The sequence below is a fragment of the Massilia scottii genome, from assembly GCF_030846495.1.
Taxonomy (GTDB): domain Bacteria; phylum Pseudomonadota; class Gammaproteobacteria; order Burkholderiales; family Burkholderiaceae_D; genus Telluria_A; species Telluria_A violaceinigra.
Map to the genome: position 1 here is coordinate 201,192 of NZ_JAVCWM010000006.1, position 23,259 is coordinate 224,450.

At 64.2% G+C, this 23,259-nt stretch carries 26 protein-coding genes; 12 read left to right on the forward strand and 14 right to left on the reverse strand.

Annotated elements, in window-relative coordinates; all coding sequences use genetic code 11:
• The first annotated feature begins 29 nt into the window (after window positions 1–29).
• Window positions 30–251, forward strand: a complete 222-nt coding sequence (locus RBA41_RS10400; protein WP_306623589.1) for a hypothetical protein — start codon at window positions 30–32, stop codon at window positions 249–251.
• 2 nt (window positions 252–253) lie between these two features.
• Here the strand turns inward: RBA41_RS10400 and glcF are convergent, their stop codons facing one another.
• The 3 genes from glcF to RBA41_RS10415 are packed head-to-tail and all read right to left on the reverse strand — an operon-like array spanning window position 254 to window position 4,030.
• Window positions 254–1,480 (reverse strand): glycolate oxidase subunit GlcF, encoded by a 1,227-nt coding sequence (gene glcF / locus RBA41_RS10405; protein WP_306623591.1) that lies wholly within the window; start codon window positions 1,478–1,480, stop codon window positions 254–256.
• Complete coding sequence (gene glcE, locus RBA41_RS10410; protein WP_374709527.1) at window positions 1,480–2,547, reverse strand: glycolate oxidase subunit GlcE; 1,068 nt, start codon at window positions 2,545–2,547, stop codon at window positions 1,480–1,482. The genes glcF and glcE overlap by 1 nt, the downstream gene beginning before the upstream one ends.
• 1 nt (window position 2,548) lies before the next feature.
• Window positions 2,549–4,030 (reverse strand): FAD-linked oxidase C-terminal domain-containing protein, encoded by a 1,482-nt coding sequence (locus tag RBA41_RS10415; RefSeq protein ID WP_306623595.1) that lies wholly within the window; start codon window positions 4,028–4,030, stop codon window positions 2,549–2,551.
• Window positions 4,031–4,103: 73 nt separating this feature from the next.
• Here RBA41_RS10415 and RBA41_RS10420 point away from each other — a divergent pair, with 73 nt between their 5' ends.
• From RBA41_RS10420 to RBA41_RS10445, 6 genes are all read left to right on the forward strand, one after another.
• A complete protein-coding gene (locus RBA41_RS10420; protein WP_306623597.1) occupies window positions 4,104–4,658 on the forward strand; it encodes a cob(I)yrinic acid a,c-diamide adenosyltransferase in 555 nt (184 codons plus the stop codon).
• Between the two features lie 6 nt (window positions 4,659–4,664).
• Window positions 4,665–5,225 carry a hypothetical protein gene (locus RBA41_RS10425; protein ID WP_306623599.1) on the forward strand — a complete coding sequence of 187 codons (561 nt, stop codon included), beginning with the start codon at window positions 4,665–4,667 and terminating at the stop codon, window positions 5,223–5,225.
• Window positions 5,222–5,584, forward strand: a complete 363-nt coding sequence (locus tag RBA41_RS10430) for a DUF5329 family protein (protein WP_306623601.1) — start codon at window positions 5,222–5,224, stop codon at window positions 5,582–5,584. The genes RBA41_RS10425 and RBA41_RS10430 overlap by 4 nt, the downstream gene beginning before the upstream one ends.
• A complete protein-coding gene (locus tag RBA41_RS10435) occupies window positions 5,585–6,517 on the forward strand; it encodes a hypothetical protein (protein WP_306623603.1) in 933 nt (310 codons plus the stop codon).
• 102 nt (window positions 6,518–6,619) lie between these two features.
• Window positions 6,620–6,796, forward strand: a complete 177-nt coding sequence (locus RBA41_RS10440) for a DUF488 family protein (protein WP_374709529.1) — start codon at window positions 6,620–6,622, stop codon at window positions 6,794–6,796.
• A 44-nt stretch (window positions 6,797–6,840) separates the two neighbouring features.
• Complete coding sequence (locus RBA41_RS10445; RefSeq protein ID WP_306623605.1) at window positions 6,841–6,999, forward strand: uracil-DNA glycosylase family protein; 159 nt, start codon at window positions 6,841–6,843, stop codon at window positions 6,997–6,999.
• Between the two features lie 17 nt (window positions 7,000–7,016).
• Here RBA41_RS10445 and RBA41_RS10450 read toward each other — a convergent pair whose 3' ends face one another.
• The 5 genes from RBA41_RS10450 to RBA41_RS10470 all read right to left on the reverse strand — a co-directional run bounded on the left by RBA41_RS10450 (window position 7,017) and on the right by RBA41_RS10470 (window position 11,470).
• Window positions 7,017–7,409: a nuclear transport factor 2 family protein gene (locus RBA41_RS10450; RefSeq protein ID WP_306623607.1), complete on the reverse strand. Its 393-nt coding sequence runs from the start codon at window positions 7,407–7,409 to the stop codon at window positions 7,017–7,019.
• A gap of 2 nt (window positions 7,410–7,411) precedes the next feature.
• On the reverse strand, window positions 7,412–8,233 hold the full coding sequence (locus RBA41_RS10455) for an MBL fold metallo-hydrolase (protein WP_306623609.1): 822 nt from the start codon (window positions 8,231–8,233) through the stop codon (window positions 7,412–7,414).
• 217 nt (window positions 8,234–8,450) lie between these two features.
• The gene (dxs, locus tag RBA41_RS10460) at window positions 8,451–10,319 is read right to left on the reverse strand and encodes a 1-deoxy-D-xylulose-5-phosphate synthase (protein WP_306623610.1); all 1,869 of its coding nucleotides are present in this window, start codon (window positions 10,317–10,319) and stop codon (window positions 8,451–8,453) included.
• Entirely contained in the window at window positions 10,320–11,213 is an 894-nt protein-coding gene (locus tag RBA41_RS10465; protein WP_306623611.1) for a polyprenyl synthetase family protein, read from the reverse strand.
• Window positions 11,210–11,470: an exodeoxyribonuclease VII small subunit gene (locus tag RBA41_RS10470; RefSeq protein WP_054266369.1), complete on the reverse strand. Its 261-nt coding sequence runs from the start codon at window positions 11,468–11,470 to the stop codon at window positions 11,210–11,212. The genes RBA41_RS10465 and RBA41_RS10470 overlap by 4 nt, the downstream gene beginning before the upstream one ends.
• Window positions 11,471–11,784: 314 nt before the next feature.
• On the opposite strand from RBA41_RS10470, the gene RBA41_RS10475 reads away from it, so the two are divergent.
• From RBA41_RS10475 to RBA41_RS10490, 4 genes are read left to right on the forward strand one after another with little or no spacing between them, the layout of a single operon-like run.
• Window positions 11,785–12,885, forward strand: a complete 1,101-nt coding sequence (locus RBA41_RS10475; protein ID WP_306623612.1) for an aromatic ring-hydroxylating oxygenase subunit alpha — start codon at window positions 11,785–11,787, stop codon at window positions 12,883–12,885.
• Window positions 12,886–12,895: 10 nt separating this feature from the next.
• A complete protein-coding gene (locus RBA41_RS10480; RefSeq protein WP_306623613.1) occupies window positions 12,896–13,810 on the forward strand; it encodes a DMT family transporter in 915 nt (304 codons plus the stop codon).
• Window positions 13,811–13,817: 7 nt separating this feature from the next.
• Window positions 13,818–14,744 (forward strand): DMT family transporter, encoded by a 927-nt coding sequence (locus RBA41_RS10485; protein WP_306623614.1) that lies wholly within the window; start codon window positions 13,818–13,820, stop codon window positions 14,742–14,744.
• 8 nt (window positions 14,745–14,752) lie between these two features.
• Window positions 14,753–15,604, forward strand: a complete 852-nt coding sequence (locus RBA41_RS10490) for a sulfurtransferase (RefSeq protein WP_306623615.1) — start codon at window positions 14,753–14,755, stop codon at window positions 15,602–15,604.
• A 54-nt stretch (window positions 15,605–15,658) separates the two neighbouring features.
• Here the strand turns inward: RBA41_RS10490 and RBA41_RS10495 are convergent, their stop codons facing one another.
• From RBA41_RS10495 to polA, 6 genes are all read right to left on the reverse strand, one after another.
• Entirely contained in the window at window positions 15,659–16,438 is a 780-nt protein-coding gene (locus tag RBA41_RS10495) for a UCP032817 domain-containing protein (protein ID WP_306623616.1), read from the reverse strand.
• Window positions 16,439–16,554: 116 nt separating this feature from the next.
• Window positions 16,555–16,827: a beta/gamma crystallin-related protein gene (locus RBA41_RS10500; RefSeq protein WP_306623617.1), complete on the reverse strand. Its 273-nt coding sequence runs from the start codon at window positions 16,825–16,827 to the stop codon at window positions 16,555–16,557.
• A gap of 79 nt (window positions 16,828–16,906) precedes the next feature.
• Window positions 16,907–17,173 carry a beta/gamma crystallin-related protein gene (locus tag RBA41_RS10505; RefSeq protein WP_306623618.1) on the reverse strand — a complete coding sequence of 89 codons (267 nt, stop codon included), beginning with the start codon at window positions 17,171–17,173 and terminating at the stop codon, window positions 16,907–16,909.
• 219 nt (window positions 17,174–17,392) lie between these two features.
• Complete coding sequence (locus RBA41_RS10510) at window positions 17,393–18,142, reverse strand: ZIP family metal transporter (RefSeq protein WP_306623822.1); 750 nt, start codon at window positions 18,140–18,142, stop codon at window positions 17,393–17,395.
• Between the two features lie 198 nt (window positions 18,143–18,340).
• On the reverse strand, window positions 18,341–19,597 hold the full coding sequence (locus RBA41_RS10515) for a DUF4382 domain-containing protein (protein ID WP_306623619.1): 1,257 nt from the start codon (window positions 19,595–19,597) through the stop codon (window positions 18,341–18,343).
• A 34-nt stretch (window positions 19,598–19,631) separates the two neighbouring features.
• Complete coding sequence (gene polA / locus RBA41_RS10520; protein WP_306623620.1) at window positions 19,632–22,376, reverse strand: DNA polymerase I; 2,745 nt, start codon at window positions 22,374–22,376, stop codon at window positions 19,632–19,634.
• A gap of 432 nt (window positions 22,377–22,808) precedes the next feature.
• Here polA and RBA41_RS10525 point away from each other — a divergent pair, with 432 nt between their 5' ends.
• The gene (locus tag RBA41_RS10525; RefSeq protein WP_306623621.1) at window positions 22,809–23,237 is read left to right on the forward strand and encodes a hypothetical protein; all 429 of its coding nucleotides are present in this window, start codon (window positions 22,809–22,811) and stop codon (window positions 23,235–23,237) included.
• Window positions 23,238–23,259 lie beyond the last annotated feature (22 nt).

Here is a 23,259-nt window from a genome sequence, read left to right on the forward strand (position 1 = left end):
CCAAACAAACACATTGAAAAAGGATCGATATGAACATCGTGAAGAACATGGAAGCCGTCGTCATCGCCGCAGTTGCACTGACCTTTGTCACCGCCATGGCCTCCGCTGAAGCACCGCGCGCCCGCAGCGCCGCACCGACGTCGCCGGCCGCTGCCGCCAAGGCCGATGCCGAAGCCAAGGCCGACATGACCACCATCGTCGTCACCGGCAAGCGCCTGACCGCGGCGGAAAAAGCAAAACTGGCCGCGTAATCTCAGGCCAGCGCCTGATCGATCAACTCGATCCAGTGCGCAACGGGCGTCTCCGTGCCCGATTGGAGGTGAGTCTGGCAGCCGATATTGGCCGACACAATCACCTCCGGGTTGGTGGCCTGCAAACTGGCCAGCTTGCGGTCCCGTAGTTCAGTCGCCAGCGCAGGCTGCAGCACCGAATAGGTGCCGGCCGAACCGCAGCACAGATGGCTGTCGGCGCACAGCGTCACATCGATGCCGGCAGCACGCAACACCCCTTCCACCTTGCCGCGGATCTGCTGTCCGTGCTGCAGGGTGCAAGGCGGATGAAACGCCACCCGCTTCGCTCCTCTCCCTTTCAGCTTCACTCCCAGTTCGGCCTCGAACTGCGGCATGATTTCGCTCAGGTCGCGCGTCAGCATCGCAATGCGCGCGGCCTTGGCGGCGTAGGCGCTGTCGTGCGCCAGCAGGTGCCCGTATTCCTTGACCGTGACGCCGCAGCCCGACGCAGTCATCACGATCGCCTCGATATGCCCGCCCTCGACCAGCGGCCACCAGGCGTCGACATTGCGGCGCATGTCATCGAGGCCGCCTTCCTGGTCGTTCAGATGGTAGCGTAGCGCGCCGCAGCAGCCCGCCTTGGGCGCGGCCAGCAGCTGCACGCCGAAGGCGTCGAGCACGCGCGCCGTGGCGGCGTTGATATCGGGCGCCATGGTGCTTTGCACGCAGCCTTGCAGCACCAGCATCTTGCGCGCATGTTCGCGCGCCGGCCAGTGGCCGGCACTGCGCGTTTTGGGCAGCTTGTCCTGCAGCGCGGGCGCGAGCAGCGGCCGGAATAGCTGTCCCATCTTGAACGTCGGCCTGAAGATCCAGGCGCGCGGCAGCGCTTCCTTGAGCACCGCGCGCTTGATGCGTTCACCGAGCGGACGCTGGACGCGCTCTTCGACCACCCTGCGGCCGATGTCGGCCAACCGCCCATAGCGCACACCCGACGGACAGGTCGTCTCGCAGTTGCGGCAAGTCAGGCAGCGGTCAAGGTGGGTCTGGGTCTTGACGGTGACCGGCGCACCTTCCAGCACCTGCTTGATCAGGTAGATGCGTCCGCGCGGGCCGTCGAGTTCATCTCCCAGCAGCTGGTAAGTGGGACAGGTGGCGGTGCAGAAGCCGCAGTGAACGCAGGCGCGCAGGATCGCCTCGGCTTCGTCGCCCTCTAGCGTGCCCTTGATGAAATCGGCAAGGTTGGTTTGCATCAGTACATCCGTCCGGGATTGAAAACCTGCGACGGATCGAAGGCCGCCTTCAGGCGTTGATGAATCCTGGCGACGCCGGGCGCCAGCGGCTGGAACACGCCGATGCGCTTGTCGCCGCCCCGGAACAGCGTCGCATGGCCGCCCACCGCCGTCACCGCGCGCCGCATATTGTGCGCCATCGCCGCGTCGGCATCGACCTTGAGCCAGCGCTGCGCGCCGCCCCACTCGATCAACTGCGCGCCACGCAGGATGATGGCGCCCGTGCTAGAGGGCACCGACAGGCGCCACAGGCTGGCATCGCCATCGAAGAACGCATGCCGCTGCTCGCGCAGCGCAGCCCAGAAGGCGGCGCCGTCATCGACCGGCTGCCCGCCCAGCGTGCGCGCGGCAGCATCCACCGCCGCCTGGGCGCCCGACAGGCGCAAGGTGAGCACGCCGGCATGCCAGCAACTGGCCGATATCGGCAGCGGCAGGCCGGCCCATTCGTTCAGGCGCCGCAGCGCTTCGATTTCGTCCATCGCAAAGCGCAAGGTGATGTCGCACAGCGCGCGCGGCAGCACCTTGATGGAATGCTGCAGCATCAGCCCCAGCGTGCCCATGGAACCGGCCAGCAGGCGCGATACGTCGTAGCCGGCCACGTTCTTCATGACCTGGCCGCCGAAGGTGAGCACCTCGCCCTTGCCGTCCATGAGGACGGCGCCGAGCACGAAGTCGCGCAGCGCACCGCTGCTGGCGCGGCGCGGGCCGGACAGGCCGCTGGCGACCACGCCGCCGATGGTGGCGCCGGCGCCGAAGTGCGGTGGCTCGAACGCCAGCATCTGCTTACGTTCGGCCAGCGCCGCCTCGATCTCGGCCAGCGGCGTACCGCAGCGCGCGGTGATGACCAGCTCCGTCGGCTCGTAGTCGACGATGCCGCTGAAGCTACGCGTGTCGAGAATATCGCCATCGCTGGCCTGGCCGTACCAGTCCTTGGTGCCGCCACCGCGAATGCGCAGGGCGCGGCCAGCGCGCGCCGCCGCCAGCACCTGTTCCCTGAATTGTTCGATCTGCTGCACATTGTCTCCCATGTCAGAAACGCGGCAGGCCGGCGAAAGGCAGCACGCCGCCACTGACGCGCATCTTGCCGAATTCGGCGCAGCGGTTCAGCGTGGGGATGGCCTTGTCGGGATTGAGCAGGTGCGGCGCATCGAAGGCGCGCTTGACGGCAAAGAAGGCATCGAGTTCGGCTCGCGTGAACTGCACGCACATCGAATTGATCTTCTCCATGCCCACGCCATGCTCGCCGGTGATGGTGCCGCCCACGTCGACGCACAGCGCCAGGATGGCTGCGCCAAACGCTTCGGCGCGATCGAATTCGCCCGGCTGGTTGGCGTCGAAAAGGATCAGCGGATGCAGGTTGCCGTCGCCGGCGTGAAACACGTTGGCGCAGCGCAGGCCGTAGGTCACTTCCATCTGCGCGATCCCGGTCAGCACCTGCGCCAGGTTCTTGCGCGGGATGGTGCCGTCCATGCAGTAGTAGTCGGGCGAGATGCGGCCCGCCGCGGGAAAGGCATTCTTGCGGCCCGACCAGAAGCGCAGGCGTTCGGCCTCGCTCTGCGACACGGCGATGGCGCTTGCGCCGGCAGCCTGCAGCACCGCCGACATGCGCCCGATTTCCTCGTCCACCTCCAGCTGGGTGCCGTCCGCTTCGCACAGCAGAATCGCTGCGGCATCGGTGTCGTAGCCGGCGCGCACGAACGGTTCGACCATGCGCGCGGAGGTCTGGTCCATCATCTCCAGCCCGGCCGGGATGATGCCGGCGGCAATCACGCTGGCCACCGCATTGCCGCCGGTGACAACGTTGTCGAACGAGGCCATGATCACGCGCGCGGTGGCCGGCTTGGGAATGAGCCTGACCGTCACTTCGGTCACAATGCCCAGCATGCCCTCGGAGCCGATGAATACGGCCAGCAGGTCCAGGCCCGGTGCATCGAGCGCCTCGCCGCCAAGTTCGATGATGTCGCCATCGATGGTGGCCACGCGCACGCGCAGCACGTTATGCACGGTGAGTCCGTATTTGAGGCAATGCACGCCGCCCGAATTTTCGGCCACGTTGCCGGCGATGGTGCAGGCGATCTGCGAGGACGGATCGGGGGCGTAATACAGGCCGTGCGGCGCGGCCGCGTCGGAAATGGCCAGGTTGCGCACGCCCGGCTGCACCACCGCCAGCCGCGCATACGGCTCCATGCGCATGATGCGGTTCATGCGCGCAGTCGACAGCACCACGCCGTCGGCGATCGGCAGCGCCCCGCCCGACAAGCCGGTGCCGGCGCCGCGCGGCACGATCGGCACGTTCAGTTCCCGGCAAACGTTGAGGATGGCCAGTACCTGCTCCTCGTCGTCGGGCAAGGTGACGATCATCGGCAGCTGGCGGTAGGCGGCCAGGCCGTCGCACTCGTAAGGGCGGGTGTCTTCGGGGTCGGACAGCACGCAGCGTTCCGGCAGCACTGCCAGCAGCGCCTGGGCGACCTGCTGCCTGCGTTCGGGATCGATGGGAAGGGAGGCGGACATGCATCGATTGTATGCGTTATCGCCGCTTTTGTCGTATCCTGCCTGATTATGATTCAGCTACCGGAAAACAATCATGGGCAACCGACTTTCAAAAATCGCCACCCGCACCGGCGACAACGGCACCACCGGCCTCGGTGACGGCAGCCGCACCGAAAAAGACAGCGTGCGCGTGCACACCCTGGGCGAAGTCGACGAACTCAATTCCTTCGTCGGCCTGCTGCTGTGCGAAGACATGCCGGCCGAGCTGCGCGAGGAACTGGTCTCGATCCAGCACGACCTGTTCGACCTCGGCGGCGAGATCTGCATCCCCGGCTACACCTTGATCACCGACGAGCATGTGGCGCGGCTGGACGACCTGCTCGAAAAATACAATGCCGACCTGCCGCCGCTGAAGGATTTCATCCTGCCGGCCGGCTCGCGCGCGGCGTCGATTGCGCACGTATGCCGCACGGTGTGCAGGCGCGCGGAGCGCAGCATCGTCACGCTCGGCAAAACCGAAACCATCAACGACCAACCGCGCCAGTACGTGAACCGCTTGTCGGACCTGATGTTCGTGCTCTCGCGCGTGTTGAACCGCTTCGCGGGCGGCAGCGACGTGCTGTGGCAGCATGAGCGCAAGCGGGGCTAAGCCGGCATGAAACGATTTCTCGCAGTGGCGCTTGCCGTGCTGCCGCTGGCGGCATCGGCATCGCTCCCGATCCAGATGTCGACCGACGAAATGGCGCGCAAGGCCGACCACATTGCCATCGGCCGCGTCGTGAAGGTCGATCTGATCGATAAATCGGAACGTGTCAGCAACGACCCCAAGGCCAGGACGGGGCCTTGCATGGGCAATACGATCCGCCTGCACGTCAAGATCGACAAGGTACTCGCCACGACCGCCAAGGAATTTCCGCCGCAGGTCCTGGTGCCGCTGGACTCCTTCATGCATTACAGCCTGGGCCAGGTGCAGTCGGCACACGAAGGGCCGGCGCTCCCTGCTTTGTATCTGCTCAAGGGTCCCTCGTTCTTGCCGGTCGCACCGGGCAAGTTCCACGTGGGCCTGGACGAGCAGAAGAAAATCATGCGCATTTACGCGACATCGCCGCGCGCGAAATACATCGACGACACTGCGCACGACGATACCGCGATGTGCAGGAACATGGAAGAGAGCATGCTCAAGTTGCAGCCTGAGACACAGGAAAAAACACAATGAAGACAGCAATCACCGGCGTGTTGACCGCAGCACTGTGGAGCGCCGGCAGCGCGTTCGCCGCCACGCCCGACGTCACCCGCACCGAAGTCACGCGCCTGCTCGACGCGGTCGAAAAATCGCAGTGCCAGTTCAACCGCAACGGCAGCTGGCACGACGCCAGGGCGGCGCGCGCGCACCTGCAAAAGAAGTACGACTATCTCGACAAGAAGAAGATGTTGACGAACAGCGAAAGCTTCATCGAGCGTGGCGCGACCGGCAGCAGCATGAGCGGCAACCCGTACCAGATGCGCTGCCCCGGCACGGCGGTAGTCAACAGCGCCGAGTGGCTCAAGGCCGAACTGGCACGCGTGCGCAAGTAAGTGGGCAAGCGCGCCAAGCGCCTGCCGGCGTCCAGCCCCGGCTTCAGTTGGCAGCCCGGCACGGGACCCGACCCGCAAGCGCTCGCGCGCATGGCCCAGGCGGCGCCCAAACCATCGGTGGTGATGGGCGAAGCATGGTTCATGAGTGGTGACCGCAAGATGTACGACTATCTGCGCACCACGGCCGTCGATCAGCTCTCCGACAGTCAGATCGACGAGACGCTGTGGGACATCGCCAGCGGGACGTCCAGCTTCGGCCATATGAACGAATGGGATGACTGGTTCGCTTACCTGCTTCCCAGGCTGATAGAGATAAAGCAGGCGCCAGCGCAGCGGCCCATCATAGAGATGCTGGCGACGGCGTTCTTTATCCATTACCCGGTCCGCATCCATGATTGGACCTATGACGAAGTGTTGCAGACGCTGGGACAGGTCATCATGGGACCGTCGCGCTGGCGGGACGGCCGGCTGATCCTGGAGCATGTTTTCAATGGTCCGCCCGCCAGTCCCTATGAGTCGTGGGGTTGGTGGGATGTCTGCAGCGACCTGTCGGTATCGCTGTTCTTCTGCCTGAAGTATCTCGACCCTCGCGACATCAAGGGTTGGGTGGACTCGATCTTTGCGATTGACGATCCGCACTGGCGCGCGCAGATATTGTTGTGGCTCGGCCTGACACGGAAGATCTGGGATACGGGAAGTGCCTTCCCTGCCGATCTGGGCGACCGGTCGCCGCAAGCGAAATGGTCGGAATCGTTTCTGCTCGATGACAGGCTGGCAGCTCCGTTGATCACCGAGGAAAACCGGTGCGCGTTCAAGGAAGCGTTGCGGCCCTTACTTGCGCTGCATCTGGACGATTGGCGCCAGTCGATCGCGCAGGTCGATTATCTGGAGATCGAAGCGCTGCCTTCCATCATCGATATGGACGATCTCTGAAGGCCTGCCGTCCCGCCAATCGTACACCGCAAAGGCGGTGCTATCATCGAATGTAGCAATTCACGCCATCCCTGACAGCAAGCAGCTATTTTTTGCACACTCGTGGAAAAGCCCAGCAAAGTTCGTCCCGCCGCGCCAATCGACATCATCGTTTGTACGATCCGTCACTCCAACCGGCCGCTGGATGCGTTTCTCGATCTTCTAGCCACTAACGAAATCGGCTGCGTGGTCGATGTGCGCACGGTTCCGCGCTCGCGCCACAATCCCCAACGCGGATGACTGACACCCAGCGGCACTTTCTGGGCCCGCGCCGCAAACCGTCATTGACCGGGACAGTCCAGGCGTGGCGCGATGTGGCACCGGCGTATTTCCCCCTGCCGCATCCAGCGCCGCGCAACACGCCCTGGCTGCAGCGCAATCCGTGGTTCGAGCAGGATCTGGTGCCGGTGCTGCGCGCGCGGATCGACGCGATCTTCAGATAACCATCCCGCCGAATGCATCAGGCCTGCATCGCCTGGCGCACCGTGTGACTGTCGACGTACTGCACCATGCGCGCGATCTTGCCATCCCTGAAGGTGTAGTGATGGGCAAAGGCGGCCCGCATGGCGCGCCCGGTTTCCTTGTAGGTGCCTGAGTAAAAACCGAAGGCGACGATCTGGTCGCCCTGTTCAAGGTAGCTTTCCGCCTCGGCGCGGTAGCCGGTCCACTCGGTGGCAAGCCGCTTGAACACATTGGCCACGATCGCGTCGGGGCCGCGGAAGGTGCCGGCGTACGGAAAGCCGGCCGCTTCGACCCATTCGGCATCGCTTGTCAACAAGTCCAGCAGGCGCGTCGCGTTCTCGCCGGACTGGCCTTCGTAGGTCGAACGCAGCATCTCCAGATTGGGACTCACGATCAACCCCACTTCATTTCGCCGAGCACCACCTTGGCGCCGGTGGTCAGGGCCACTTCCATGCCGGCGTCGGGGTAGCGCTGCTTCATGGCGGCGATCAGCGCGGCGCTGTCGGCGGCCTTTGCGGCTTCTTCCTCGAACGCGAGCAGGTAGTCGCGGGTGTAGGCGATGGCCGATGCATCGGCTGGAGCATCGACCGTTCCGTGTCCCGGTACCACGATGCGCGGCTGGCGGGCGGCCATCGCGTCCAGGTTTTTCACCCAGGCTGCGCGCAGTTCGGGGGCGGCGGTATCGGCCACCCACACGTGCACGCCGGAGAACACCAGCACGCCACCGAAGATGGCTTCGAGCGAAGGCACCCACAGGTAGCGCCGGTTGCTCATCCCTTCGGCATTCACGATCTCGATGGTTTCGCCGTCGATGCTCAAGGTCGACGCATCCGATACGGCGGGCACCACGACATCGGCCAGCGTTTGCGGGCCGTTGGCCTTCAGTTGCGGGCCCCACACATCGAGCTTCTTTTGAACGCTGGCGTGGATGGCGTCTACCGTGGCAGGCGCCGCAACCACGGGCACCTTGGGAAATGCGCTGCGTAGCGCGCCCAGGCTGAAATAGTAATCCGGGTCGCTCTGGCTGACGTAGACGGTCTTGAGCGACTTGCCCCCAGCGGCGATGGCGTCGGCCACTGCCTTGCCGTCGGAGAGGGTAAAGCCGCCGTCGATCAGCAGTGCTTCAGTCGGACCTTCCAGCAGCACCGGCGCGCGGAAAAAACCGTTCTGGCCTGCGGGGAAGTGCTTCCATGTGAGCTTGGTATTGCTTGTCATATTGTCTCTCGTCTCGGATTAAATTGCGTGAGAGAAGAGTAGACCGTTTGACTTGATGGATATATAACCGTAAATGAAACAGATTGTTTCGTGAATCGATCAAATAGGCCGAGCGATCAAGGGTTCCGAGCCGATCGCGTCCCAAACAACAACGCCAACCGGAAGGTTGGCGTTGTTGTTGGATGGGCGTCGCGCAGCGTTTCGTGCGAATCGTGTGTCAGGTGTTATTGACCACCAGGCGAGGTTCGGCGGCGCCGAAGCGCTGGCGGATCGACGCGGCGATGCCCTTGGCGTCGAGTCCCACGCTGGCCAGCAGGGCCGCCGGGTCGCCATGGTCGATAAATTTGTCGGGCAGGCCGAGAATCAGCAGCGGCTTTTGAATGCCTTCGGCCGCCAGCGCTTCGGCCACGGCGGAACCGGCGCCGCCCATGACCGCGCCCTCTTCCACCGTCACTAGGTAGTCGTGGTCCTGCGCCAGCCGCTTGACCAGCTCCACGTCGAGCGGCTTGATGAAGCGCATATTGGCCACCGTCGCATTCAACTCCTCGCCCGCCACGACACTGCGCGCCACCATCGAGCCGAAGGCCAGGATCGCCACGCTCTGGCCTTCGCGTTTGATCTCGCCCTTGCCGATCGGGAGCGTTGTCAGTTCTTTTTCGATGACCGCACCAATGCCGGCGCCGCGCGGATAGCGCACCGCCGCCGGACCGTTGTACTGGTAGCCGGTGCTGAGCATCTGGCGGCATTCGTTTTCGTCCGATGCAGCCATGACGATCATGTTCGGAATGCAGCGCAGGTACGGGATGTCATAGTTGCCGGCGTGGGTGGCGCCATCGGCGCCGACCAGGCCCGCGCGGTCGAGCGCGAACAGCACGTCGAGGTTTTGCAGCGCCACGTCGTGAATCAGCTGGTCGTAGGCGCGCTGCAAAAAGGTGGAGTAGATCGCCACCACGGGCTTGAGGCCTTCGGTCGCCAGGCCGCCGGCGAAGGTCACCGAGTGCTGCTCGGCGATGCCGACGTCGAAATAGCGGTCCGGGAACTGCTCTTCGAAGCGCACCATGCCCGAGCCTTCGCGCATGGCCGGGGTGATGCCGACCAGGCGCTTGTCGGCAGCGGCCATGTCGCACAGCCATGTGCCGAAGACTTCCGTGTAGGTGGTCTTGCCTGCTTTGGCGGGCAGGATGCCTTCGGTCGGATTGAACTTGCCCGGCCCGTGGTACAGCACCGGATCGGCTTCGGCCAGCTTGTAGCCCTGCCCTTTTTTGGTCACCACGTGCAAAAATTGCGGACCCTTGAGCTTCTTGATGTTTTCCAGCGTGGGAATGAGCGAGTCCAGGTCATGGCCGTCGATCGGGCCGATGTAGTTAAAGCCGAATTCCTCGAACATCGTGGCCGGAACCACCATGCCCTTGGCATGCTCCTCGAAGCGCTTGGCCAGTTCCAGCACGGGACCGGGCAGCACCGACTTGCCGACGTTCTTGGCGGCCGCGTAGAACTGCCCCGACATCAAACGCGCCAGGTAGCGATTGAGCGCGCCGACCGGCGGTGAAATCGACATGTCATTATCGTTCAATACCACCAGCAGGTTGATGTCTTCCTGTACGCCGGCGTTGTTGAGCGCCTCGAAGGCCATCCCGGCGGTCATGGAGCCGTCGCCGATGACGGCGATCGCGTGACGCGATTCGCCTTTGATCTTGGCCGCCTGCGCCATGCCCAGCGCGGCCGAAATCGAGGTCGACGAGTGCGCCGTGCCGAAGGTGTCGTATTCGCTTTCGTCGCGCCGCGGGAAGCCTGAAATGCCGTTCAGCTGGCGCAGGCTGTGCATCTGGTCGCGCCGGCCGGTGAGGATCTTGTGCGAATACGTCTGGTGGCCCACGTCCCATACGATGCGGTCATGCGGCGTGTTGAACACGTAGTGCAGCGCAATCGTCAGCTCCACCGTGCCCAGGTTGGACGAGAGGTGGCCGCCGGTCTTGGACACGGAATCGAGCAGGAAATGGCGCAACTCGTGCGCCAGGGGCGTGAGTTGGGCGCGTGCCAGCTTGCGCAGTTCGGCCGGTTCGTTGATTGTCTCTAGCAAGTTCATTTACGCTTTCCGCTGCACGATCAGGTCCGCCAACTGGCGCAGCCTATCTGCTTTTTCACCAAACGGCGCGAGCGCGACATGCGCATCGTTCCGCAATTTTTCTGCCAAGACCCTGGATGGCTCCAGGCCCAAAATCGATACATAGGTCGGCTTGTTGGCCGCCGCATCCTTGCCCGCGGTCTTGCCTAGGGTGGCCGAATCGGCGGTCGCATCGAGCACGTCGTCGACCACCTGGAAGGCCAGCCCGATCGCTTTTGCGTAGGCGTCGAGCGCCGTCATCTGCTCATCGCTCACATCGCCGCCGGCCAGCGCGCCCAGCACCACCGAAGCGCGCAGCAGGGCGCCGGTTTTGAGCTGGTGCATCTGTTCGAGCTGTTCGAGCGTGAGGCTGATGCCGACGCTGTCAAGATCGATCGCCTGGCCGCCGCACATGCCGCTCGACCCGGCCGCATGCGCGAGCAAACGCAGCATCGCCACCTGGCGCGCCGCTGGAATGTCCATGCCTTCGGCCAGCACCAGGAAAGCTTGCGACTGCAGCGCATCGCCCACCAGCAGCGCGGTCGCTTCGTCGTAGGCCACGTGCACGGTCGGTTTGCCGCGCCGCAGGTCGTCGTCGTCCATGCAGGGCATGTCGTCATGCACCAGCGAGTAGGCGTGGATCATTTCGACCGCGGCGGCGGCGCGCTCCAGGGCGCGCGCATCGGCGCCATACAGCGCGCCGGCGGCGAACACCAGCAGCGGGCGTACCCGCTTGCCGCCGCCGAGCACCGTGTAGCGCATCGCCTCGTGCAGCTTGTGCGGCACCGCGCCCGCTGGCGGCAACAAGGCGCCCAGCGCCTCTTCGACACCGGCCTGCACGGTTTTCATCCAGTCACCGAAAGCCGCGCCGCTCATTGCATGCCCTCGCCGGCGCCATCGGCCGCGAAGGGCTTGAGCATGTCGCCTTCGAGTACCTTGACCTGGGACTCGACTTTTTCGAGCTGCGCCGCGCAATAGCGCACCAGCTCCGAGCCGCGCGCGTACGCCGCCACCGATGCCTCCAGCGGCAACTGGCCGGCTTCCATCTGGGTCACCAGCTGGGCCAGTTCGGCCATGGCCTGTTCGAACGATTCCGGCGCAGCTGCGCTTTCCGCTATTAATTTCTTTGCCATAGTTACTTTATGTGAGTCCGCAGCATGCAACTTTTGCGCGGCGGGCCAGTCTAATCGCTTATTCTAGAACAATCCATCCTGACGGGTGGCGATTTGGCATTTTATCGCATTGAGGCTGGATCGATGAAAACCATGTTTTTCCCTCAACATTTACATTCGCCCACACCACATTCCCGCGCCGGACCAAGACGGTAGGGCCCGTTCCGCGCTATAATCGCCGGTTCTGTCCGAAATACCGTATTCCGCACTTAAAAATACTGGTCTTTGGATTCTTTCTCTTCTTTGGCTGATGCACATATAAAAGGGGGGTTGGGATGTCCGATCTGGCTACCCACGCCAAGCTGGCGCGCTCATGCGCGCAGCTTCCGGTAGATGCTTACTTTGATGAAGCGCTGTTGAAGCGCGAAATGCAGCAATTGTTCCAGCATGGCCCGCGCTATGTCGGCCATACGCTGATGGTGCCCGAAACGGGAGACTTTGCCACGCTCGCTTCCGAGAATGAGGGCCGCATGCTGGTGCGCAACGCAAACGGGATCGAAGTCCTGTCCAATGTGTGCCGCCACCGCCAGGCGCTGATGTTCAACGGACGCGGCAATGCGAACAATATCGTCTGCCCGCTGCACCGCTGGACCTACGACCTCAAGGGTGAGCTGATCGGTGCGCCGCACTTCCCGGAAACGCCGTGCCTGAACCTGTCCAAGACGGCGCTGCAGGAGTGGAACGGGCTGCTGTTCGAGCAGAACGGCTACAACGTCATGGAACAACTGGCCGCCCTGTCGGTGACGAAGGATTTCGATTTTTCGGGCTATATGTTCGACCACGTCGAGGTGCAGACCTGTCATTACAACTGGAAGACCTTCATCGAAGTCTACCTGGAGGATTACCACGTCGAGCCGTTCCACGCGGGCCTGGGCGGCTTTGTCAGCTGCGACGACCTGCGCTGGGAATTCGGGCGCGATTACAGCGTGCAGACGGTCGGCGTGAACCGCGGCCTGGGCAAGGCCGGTTCGCCCATCTACCAGCGCTGGCAGGAACAGGTGCTCAAGTTCCGCGGCGGCGTGCCGCCCGAAAAAGGCGCGATCTGGTTCACGCTGTACCCGAACATCATGGTCGAATGGTATCCGCACGTGCTGATCGTCTCGACCCTGTGGCCGGACGGCCCGCAAAAGACGCGCAACGTGGTCGAGTTCTACTACCCCGAAGAGATCGTGCTGTTCGAGCGCGACTTCATCGAGGCCGAACGCGCCGCCTACTTCGAGACCTGCATCGAGGACGATGAAATCGCCCAGCGCATGGACGCCGGCCGCCGCATCCTGATGGCGCGCGGCGTCAACGAGGTGGGGCCGTACCAGTCGCCGATGGAAGACGGCATGCAGCACTTCCACGAGTGGTACCGCAGCAACCTGGCGCTGTAGGCGCCGACCGATGGCCGCGCTCTGGATCCTCGTAGCGAGCTTCCTGTTCTCGCTCATGGGCGCGGCCGTGAAGCTGGCCTCGAGCGAGTATTCGGTGGCCGAAATCGTGTTCTACCGCGGCCTGGTCGGCATCATCCTCCTGTATTTTTTCATACGCCACCAGGGCGGCAGGCTGCGCACCGAACACCTGGGCGGGCATCTGTGGCGCGGTTCGATCGGCGTGGTGTCGCTCTGGATGTGGTTTTACGCGGCCACCAAGCTGCCGCTGGCCACCGCCGTCACCCTCAATTACATGTCGCCCATCTGGACCGCGGTCGCGGTGATCGCCTTCGCCTGGTGGCAGGGCAGGCAGCGCATCGCCCTGCCCCTGCTGGCCGCCATCGGCGTCAGCTTCGGCGGCGTGATACTGGCCCTGCGTCCGGCCTTCGAAGCGCAGCAGTGGTTCGGCGCGCTGATGGCGCTGTTGTCCGGCGTGCTGGCCGCCGTCGCCTACACCATGGTGCGGCGCCTGAGCCGCGCCGGCGAACCCGAATACCGCGTGGTGTTCTACTTTTTGGCGGTCAACATCGCGGCCGGCCTGGCCGGCAGCCTGCTGCCGGGCGGCTCGCCCGACGGCGCCGCCTGGCATGCGCATTCGCCGCGCGGCGCGGCCCTGCTGCTGTTCATCGGCGCCTCCGGCGTGTTCGCCCAGATGGCCCTCACGCGCGCCTGGCGCACCGGCAAGGTGCTGGTGGTGGCCAACCTGCAGTACACCGGCATCGTGTTCTCCAGCGTGTGGGGCATCCTGATCTGGCACGATGTCTTCGACTGGCATGTCTGGCTCGGCATGGGGCTGATCCTCGCATCCAGCATCGCCGCCACGTTCTACAACACCGTTACTGAAAAACGCGCCGCCGCGGCCGCATCGGCCGGCGTCGACCACTAAGGAAACCATGGCAGCAGCACTGTGGATGTTATTTGCCAGCTTCGCTTTTGCCGCCATGGGCGCGGCCGTGAAACTGGCATCGAGCGTGTATTCGACGTCCGAAATCGTCATGTACCGGGGCCTGATCGGTACCGTCATGCTGCTCGTCATGGTCAAGCACCAGGGCCTGAGCCTGCGCACCGTGTTCGTGAAAGACCATCTGTGGCGCAGTGTCGTGGGCGTGGTGTCGCTGTGGATGTGGTTTTTCGCGATCGGCAAACTGCCGCTGGCCACCGCCGTCACCCTCAACTACATGGCGCCGATCTGGATCGCCGCCTTCCTGTTCTGCGCCGGCTGGTGGCACGCCAGGGACCACGTCGAGTGGCCGCTGGTGGTGGCCGTGATCATGAGCTTCGTCGGCGTCACGCTGGTGCTGCAGCCGGCCATCGCGGCCAACCAATGGCTCGGCGGCGTGGTCGGCCTGCTCTCGAGCGTGCTGTCGGCAATGGCGTACATGCAGGTGCGGCGCCTGGGCCAGCTGGGCGAACCGGAATTCCGCGTGGTGTTCTATTTTTCCGCGATGACCGCCACGGCCGGCCTGGCCGGCACCCTGCTCGAAGGGCGCGGCGCCGGCGCGCCCTTATTCACCGCGCATAACCTGCATGGCGCCGCGCTGCTGCTGGCCATTGGCGTGTCCGCCCTGTTCGCGCAGATCGCCATGACGCGCGCCTACCGCATCGGCAAGGTGCTGGTGGTGGCCAACCTGCAGTACACCGGCATCGTCTTTTCCAGCCTGTGGGGCATGCTGCTGTGGGGAGACAAATTTACCTGGTACGTCTGGCTTGGGATGGCGGTGATTCTTGTGTCGGGTATCGCCGCGACGTTTTACAATACGCAAAGCACACCGCGCGGCGCCGCCGTCAGCAAGACCGATCCCATCGCAAGCGAACTTTAAGGACGCCCATGTACACGACACTGATCTCCGCAGCCGACCTGGCCGGCCATATCGACAACCCGGCCTGGGTCATCGTCGACTGCCGCCACGACCTGATGAACCCCTCCGCCGGGCGCGAAGCCTACGCCGCCGGCCATCTGCCGCACGCCCTGTTTGCCGATATTGAAACGGAACTGTCGGGCGCCAAGCGCGGCGCCGACGGCGTTTTCCGCGGACGTCATCCGCTGCCGGAGCGCGCCGACCTGATCGCCACCCTGCGCAGCTGGGGCATCGACGAAGACAGCCAGGTGGTCGCTTACGACGCGCACGGCGGCATGTTCGCGGCGCGCCTGTGGTGGATGCTGCGCTGGGTCGGCCATCCGGCGGTAGCGGTGCTCGATGGCGGCCTGGCGGCCTGGCAGGCGGCCGGACTGGCGCTGTCGACGGCCGCGCCGCCATCGCGCAGCGGCGGCATCACGGAACGCGCGCCGCTGGTGACGACCGTCTCTGCGGCCGATGTCCTCGATAATATCGACGGCGGCAAGCGCGTCGTGCTCGACGCGCGCGCGGCCGACCGCTTCCGCGGCGAGAACGAAACCATCGATCCGGTCGGCGGCCATATTCCGGGCGCGAAGAACCACTTCTTCAAGGATAACCTGGGACCGGACGGACGCTTCAAGGATGCCGCCCAGCTCAAGGCGGCACTGGCGCCGCTGGTGGGCAAGCCGTCCGATGCCATCATGCAGTGCGGCTCGGGCGTGACCGCCTGCCACAACCTGCTGGCGCTGGAAGTGGCCGGGCTGCCGGGCGCCGCGCTGTACCCGGGCTCGTGGAGCGAATGGTGCGCCGATCCGGCACGCCCGGTAGCCACCGGAACGTAAAACGCCTGCGCGGCGCGGGCTGACAAGAAGCAGCGATTGCCAGCGCTGCGCCGCTCAATCGCCGCCCCCGCCGCAACCGCCACCGCAGCCCGCATCGCCCGCGGCTTCGCTCGGGCCCTCCCAGGCGCCGGTGCCGCAGGGGGAATGGCGCTCGCTGGTGCCGCGCCCACCCCTGGCGGCCGGCCCGGCCTTGCGCGCGTAGCGGCGGTACTCGTCTTCACTGATCAGGCCAGCCCCCAGCAATCGCTCCGGACACAGACTGTCGACATAGGCCGGCACGCCGACGGCGCTCCCGCGCGCGTCGAGCGCGAGCGACGCCACCTGGCCGTTGAACAGCAGGTAGCCGCAAGCGCCGGGCATGGCCAGCATGCGGTCCAGTGCGAACAGGCGCGGCAGGTTGGGCCCGGCCACCGGCATGCGCTCGATCCGGCGCGCGCGCACCAGGCACGCGGCCAGCGCGCCTTCCATGCCGCCGGCCATGTCGAGCGCTTCCACGTGCGGGATGACGCGCCCGAAGTGCTTGCGGCAAAAGGCGTTCAGGCCGGTGGGCGAGAGGCGCATCCAGGCGTGCCACACCGAATCGGCCGCCATCGACGGCAAGCCGCACGGCATGCCGCTGTCGCGCACGCAGTCGAAAAACGCCATCAAGCCTTCGGCGGCGCGGGCGAAAAAAAAGGCATCCTGGGGGATGCCTTTGAATTCATGCTGCGCGATGCGTTTCCAGAAGGGATACAGCGTCGCGGGGAGATCGGCCATTTCGGCCCGGTACGGCGATTGATGCTTGATGCGGGCGGCGCGATAGGTGTCGATGTGATTAACTACGTTGCTGAGCATGGTCATATTCCCCTTTTTTGTTTTTATGGTGAGCATAGCCTCGCATGGATATGTGACAGCTTGATGACAAGCGCGTGAAATGATCAGGCATGCGCTTGTCATGGATCGCGGCCCGCTCAGGCCGCAATCAGGCGCACCGACGAAATGGAATCATTCGGAATATCCACCGCTTCGACCCAGCGATAACGCCCGGGTCCGAAGACCCGCGATCCCGGCCCGCGAAACCCACTGTCGCGGTAAAATTTCCAACGGCCCGATACCACGACAAACGACGATACTTTATCGTTGAAAAAATGATCGTCGGGAGCGTTCAGATTCCGTTCCGAGCCGTACAGATGCTTTTCCCGGCCACGAAAATCGATATGTTGGTATAGCACGACTTCAGCCATATATCCTCCTTACTGAGTTGCAGGCGGCGGGCGCGCCCTATGTCGCGTCGACGCGCACGCCGCCCTTAGCGGCCGCGGCTCAGGTCAGCCGCACCGACGAAATGGAATCGTTCGGAATATTTACCGCTTCGACCCAGTTATACAGTCCCGGCCCGAATACCTGGGACGATGGTCCCTGGAAATTGCTATCGCGGAAAAACTGCCAGCGGCCCGACAAGACCACGAACGACGATACCTGATCATTGAAAGCATTATCATCAGGCGCATTCAGGTTCGATTCCGAGCGAAACAGATGTTTATGCGCACCGTGAAAATTGGCATGTTGGAATAGCACGACTTCAGCCATATATCCTCCAGACTGGTTGCGAGGCAAAAGGTGGTCTCGCTTCACCGCTTTCCTGCTTCAGGCTTGTAGTATAAAGAGGCTGGCGAGCTAAACAATAGCGCGGGTTTGACGGGGACTAAATGCCATGCGCATTCCAGCGCCTGGTGCATAACAGAGGGAAATGAAATATCCGGACCGGAATAATATCTATTGCGAGCGGCAAGATTGCCGCCGCGATGCCTAAGTTCCGCGCGTGAGAAACAGCACGATCAGCACGCCTACGCCGATCAGCAATACTTGCGGAACGGATTCGCGCACAGTGGCGCGGCGTTGCATCTGCGGCATTAAATCGCTGACGGCAATGTACAGGAAGCCCGAGGAGGCAAACACCAGCACATACGGAATCAGTCCGCTGGCGCGGTCCAGGGTGAAATAGCCGAGCAAACCGCCGGCCACGGCCATCAGGCTGCACAGCAGGTTGAACAGATAGGCGCGCGTGCGCGAAAAGCCGGCGTTGAGCAAAACGATGAAGTCGCCGATTTCCTGCGGGATTTCATGGGCGATGATGGCCAGCCCGGTGACGATGCCCAGTTCCGGATTGGCCAGGAAGGCCGCGGCGATCAGGATGCCATCGGTAAAATTGTGCATGCCGTCGCCGAGCAGGATCATCCAGCCGGCCTTGCCGGCTTCGCGCTTGTCGTGCCCGTGGGCATGGTGGTGGCCATCGCCTTCGTGATGGTGCGAATGGCGCAGGATGGCGAACTTTTCCAGCATGAAAAATGCAAGCAAGCCGCCCAGCAAGGTGGCGAACAGGCTGCGCACATCGGCGCCCGACTCGAACGCTTCCGGCAAGGCGTGCAGGAGCGAGGTCGACAGCATGATCCCGACCGACAGGCTGACCATGCGCTCGACCATTTTCGAGAGCAGGGCGAACGAAAACACGGCAGCGGCGGAAATGCTGAGCACACCCCCGATGGTGGTTGCCAGCAGGATGGAAATGAGGGTTGAATCGATTTTGAAGCCTCTTGAACGACACTTGCGCTGATCGCAAGCCGGGCATTGTACCGCTCCGGGCCGCCAGCCGCCCGGTTCGGCCTCATCAGGACCAAACCAGGCAGGCCGGCTCCGGAGGCGCCACCGCGCCCGCGGCGCCGGCATGGCGCGCCGCGGGACGGGATGGCCGTCGCCTTACGGCGTCGTCAGCTGCAGGTTGACGTTGGCCTGGTTGGCGGCCGACACATCGACCACTGCCACCGACTTGGTGGCATAACCGGTGGCCAGCGCGTCCACGCGATATCCGCCCACGCCCTGGACCGGGGTGACCGGACTGAACGTCAGCGGCAGGGATGCACCGTAATTGGCGTACTGCGGCGCGGCGACCGGCAGCGCGTTGATCGCGTAGCCCCCGCCGGCGCCGGTATCGCGCGCCTGGATCACCACGTTCTTGCCGCCCGAGATCGTCTGCACCATTTTCACGAACGGCGTCACGGCCTCTTTCGCCGGCAGCAGGGTGACGGTGCCGCTGATGGTGCGCATCAGGCTGGCCGGCATGTTGATCGGCGCGGCCGCCGTGCTGACCGCCGTGGTGCCGGAAGTACTGGCCACAGGCACGGCGCCGATCACGGCTGCGGCGTGGCCGGTGCCGACCAGGACCACATCGTAGGCGCCCGGGTTCAGGCGGCTGAGCGAAAACGCGCCGGTGGCCGGGTCGGCGACGGTGCTGCCGATCACGTTGCCGTTCTGCTGCGCGCTGACCACCACGCCATCGCGTGCGAAGGTGGTGCTGACATAACCGGTGATGCCGTTCGCCGTGCCGGGCACGACGGTCACGACCGGGGCCAGCAGATAGCCGCCGGCGGCCTTGGTGATGACCGAGCGGCAGGCGTCGAAATCGAGCACCAGGCCGTAGGCCTGGCCGGCCACGACCTCGAAATTGCTGGCGATCTTCACGCCGGACTGGATGGCGGATGGGGTTTCCAGGGTCGTTTCGGCCTTGGTCGCGGTTGGCGTGACCGTGTTGGCCATGCCGGCGCCGGTGTTCGGGTCGAGCACCAGGCGCACCTGGTTGTAGCGCCCGGCCGGCACGGGGGTCGAGCCGAGCGGATCGAGCTTGCCGTTGGTCAGATTGAGCAGATTGATCTTGCGCGGCGGAGCCAGCACCACCTCGGACCAGCCGGCGTCGGCATCGGCCGCGCTGGCGTTCTGGTGCACGCGCACCTTGCTGATGGTGACGTTGACGGCATCGAAACCGCAAGCCGGCGCATCGGTCAGCGACACGTTCAGGGTGCCCGACGTGCCGCCCAGCGCCGGCGGGGTGGTGGTGCCGTTGCCGCTGCCGCCAGGGCGGTTGATGCCGGGGTTGCCGCCGCCGCCGCCGCAGGCAGTCAGCGCCAGTGCGGCGAATACGGTGCATGCCGTGCCAAGGCGGATAAATGTGCTCTTCATCGTTCCCTCTTTCAGTAGGTATTTATATAAATTTTTAGTGTGCTTCGTCCCAGTTTTTGCCAATACCCACTTCGGCCAGCAGGGGCACCTTCAGGGCCGCCACGCCCGCCATCAATTGCGGCAGCGTGGCCTTGACCAGCTCCAGTTCCGCCTGCGGCACTTCCAGTACCAGTTCATCGTGCACCTGCATGATCATGCGCGTGCCCAGCTTGTCCGTCTCCAGCCAGTTCTGTACCGCGATCATGGCCAGCTTGATCAGGTCCGCCGCCGTGCCCTGCATCGGCGCGTTGATCGCGGCCCGTTCCGCACCCTGGCGGCGCGGCCCGTTCGGCGAATTAATCTCCGGCAGCCACAGGCGCCGTCCGAACACGGTTTCGACGTAGCCGCGCGCCTTGGCCTGCATGCGCGTGTCTTCCATGTACTGGCGCACGCCCGAAAAGCGCGCGAAGTACTTGTCGATATAGTTTTGCGCCGCCGAGCGCTCGATGCCCAGGTTGGCGGCCAGCCCGAAGGCGCTCATGCCGTAGATCAGGCCGAAGTTGATGACCTTCGCATAGCGCCGCTGCTCGCCCTGCACCTCGGCCGGAGGCAGGCCGAAGATTTCGGCGGCGGTGGCGCGGTGAATATCCTCGCCCTCGGCGAAGGCGCGCAGCATGGCCGCGTCTTCCGAAATATGGGCCATGATGCGCAGCTCGATCTGCGAATAGTCGGCCGACACGATCACATTGCCCGGCCCGGCGATGAAGGCTTCGCGGATGCGGCGTCCTTCGGCGGTGCGGATCGGGATGTTCTGCAGATTCGGCTCGTTCGACGACAGGCGCCCCGTCACCGCGACCGCCTGCGCGTAGTTGGTGTGCACGCGGCCGGTCGCGCGGTTGACCATCTTGGGCAGCTTGTCGGTGTAGGTCGACTTGAGCTTGGACATGCCGCGGTACTCGAGCAGGATTTTCGGCAGCGGGAAGTCCTCGGCCAGCTTTTGCAGCACTTCCTCGTCGGTCGACGGCGCCCCGCTCGGGGTTTTTTTGATCACCGGCAGCTGCAGCTTGCCGAAGAAGATCTCGCCGATCTGCTTGGGCGAACCGAGGTTGAACGGCCCGCCGGCCAGCTCGTAGGCTTTTTGCTCGAGCTCCATGATGCGCGCACCGAGTTCGCCCGACTGCACGTTCAATAGCTCGGCGTCGATCAGCACCCCGTTGCGTTCGATCTTGTGCAGCACCACGGAGGTCGGCAGCTCGATCTGGCGGTAGATGAAATTGAGCTTCTCGTCGCTCTCGACATGGCCCTTCATGGCCTGGTGCAGGCGCAGGGTGATGTCGGAATCCTCGGCCGCGTATTCGGTCGCGCGCCCCAGTTCCACCTGGTCGAAGCAGATCTGGCCGGCGCCCTTGCCGCATACCTCGGTAAACGGAATCGTGGTGTAGCCCAGGTGGCGCAGGGCCATGCTGTCCATGTCGTGCGGCTTGTGCGACTCGAACACGTACGACTGCAGCAGGGTGTCGTGCATGATGCCGCGCAGGGTCACGCCATGGTTGGCGAAAATATGGCTGTCGTACTTGAGGTTCTGGCCGACCTTCGGCTTGGACGCATCTTCCAGCCAGGGCTTCATGCGCGCCAGGACCGCCTCGCGGTTCAATTGTTCGGGCACGCCGGCGTAGCGGTGCGCCAGCGGGATGTAAGCGCCCTTGCCTGCTTCGACCGACAGCGAAATGCCCACCATCTGGGCCGTCATCGGGTCGAGCGAGGTGGTTTCGGTATCGACCGAGCTCAGTTCGGCGGCATCGACCAGCGCCAGCCAGCGTTCCAGGTCGGCCTCGGTGACCACGGTCTCGTACTCGCCGCGCATGACCGGCACCACCGCGCCGGGGAACAGGTCGCCCTCGGGGGAATTGAGCAGTGCGCGCGGAGCGCCTTCGTCGTCGCGCTGGATCACTTCGCGCAGCAAGGTCTTGAAGCCGTAACGCTCGAAGAAGGCTTTCAGGCCGTCCTTGTTTTCCGGCTGGGCCACCAGGGTGTCGGCGATCGACACCATGTGCGCGGCCAGGTCGCAATCGGTCTTGACGGTGATCAGGGCACGGCCCTGCGGCAGCCAGTCGAGCGCCTGGCGCAGATTCGCGCCGACCGCGCCGCCGATGCTGGCCGCGTTGGCGATCACGCCATCGAGGCTGTCGTGCAGCGCCAGCCACTTGAGGGCGGTCTTGGGGCCGCACTTGGCCACGCCCGGGATATTGTCGACGGTGTCGCCGATGAGCGTGAGGTAATCGATGATGCGCTTGGGCGGCACGCCGAACTTGGCCAGCACGCCGGCTTCATCGAGCTTCTCGTTGCTCATCGTGTTAATCAGGGTGACCTTGTCGTTGACCAGCTGCGCCAGGTCCTTGTCGCCGGTGGAAACGACGGTGTTCATGCCCAGGCTTGACGCCTGGACCGACAGGGTGCCGATGACATCGTCGGCCTCGACGCCGTCGACCATCAGGATCGGCCAGCCCATGTGGCGCACCACTTCGTGGATCGGCTCGATCTGCAGGCGCAGGTCGTCCGGCATGGACGCGCGCGTGGCCTTGTATTCCGGGTACATATCGTCGCGGAAGGTCTTGCCCTTGGCATCGAACACGCAAGCGATGAAAGCGGCCGGATAATCCTGGCGCAGGCGGCGCAGCATATTGACCATGCCGTGCATGGCGCCGGTGGGATGGCCGTCCGGGCTGCGCAGGTCGGGCAGGGCGTGAAAAGCACGGTAAAGATAACTGGAACCGTCGACTAACAGCAGGGTATTTTGCATAGTGCCAAAAATGAGGTTGAGCCGGGACAGGAGCGGGCGCGGCAGCGTACCGGTCATTATCGCAGAAAGCGCGGCTGGCCCGAAGCGCGAAGCGCCTGTAAATATCACCCCACCGGGGTCAGAGCTCTGACTCGCAACTTTTTTATTGCCTAACCGGGGTCAGACCTCCGAATCGAAACATTTTTGTTGCTAGTCGGAGGTCTGACCCCGGTTAGGCAACTTTTGGGGCACAGTTCCTTGCAAAACCGGAGAAACCGGGGCCCGACCGCGGTTTTGCGAGGTTCAAGGGCATTTGTTGCTAATCAGAGCTCTGACCCCGGTTGTAGGCGGCGGACTTGGGCGGTAGGAATTGCACTGACTTGGTCGATGTGTTTCCACAGGTGGGGCGGGGGTTTGTTACAATGGTCCACACGATCAAAAGGCGACCCAATCATGCTGCGCACTTCTTCTCTCTGCAAGACCCTGGCACTGTGCCTGCTGGCCCACGCGACCCTGGCCGGGGCCCAGCAATCCAAACCGAGCGACGCGCCGCCGAAGCTCGAACGCATCGACGACGGCAACCTGGCGCCAGTCACCCCGGCAGCCCCCGCGCCGCGTGCGAACGAGCCCAAGATCACCGAAAAACGCGAGGGCGGCCGGACCACGGAAGTCAAGGTCAAAACCGGCAAGAGCAGCTATACGATGAAGGGCACCAATCCCGCCGGCGGCAGTTCGACCGGCGACGCCAGCGGCTCGACCCTGCGTGCGCCCCAATGGACGGTCGGTGAATTCGACCTGAACAAGAAGAAAAAAGCCGCCAGCGAGGCCGCCGCCGACACCGAGGCGGCCCCGGGGCCGCCACCGCCCGCTCCAGCCAAGTAATCCGCCCCATCCGCCCGCGCGC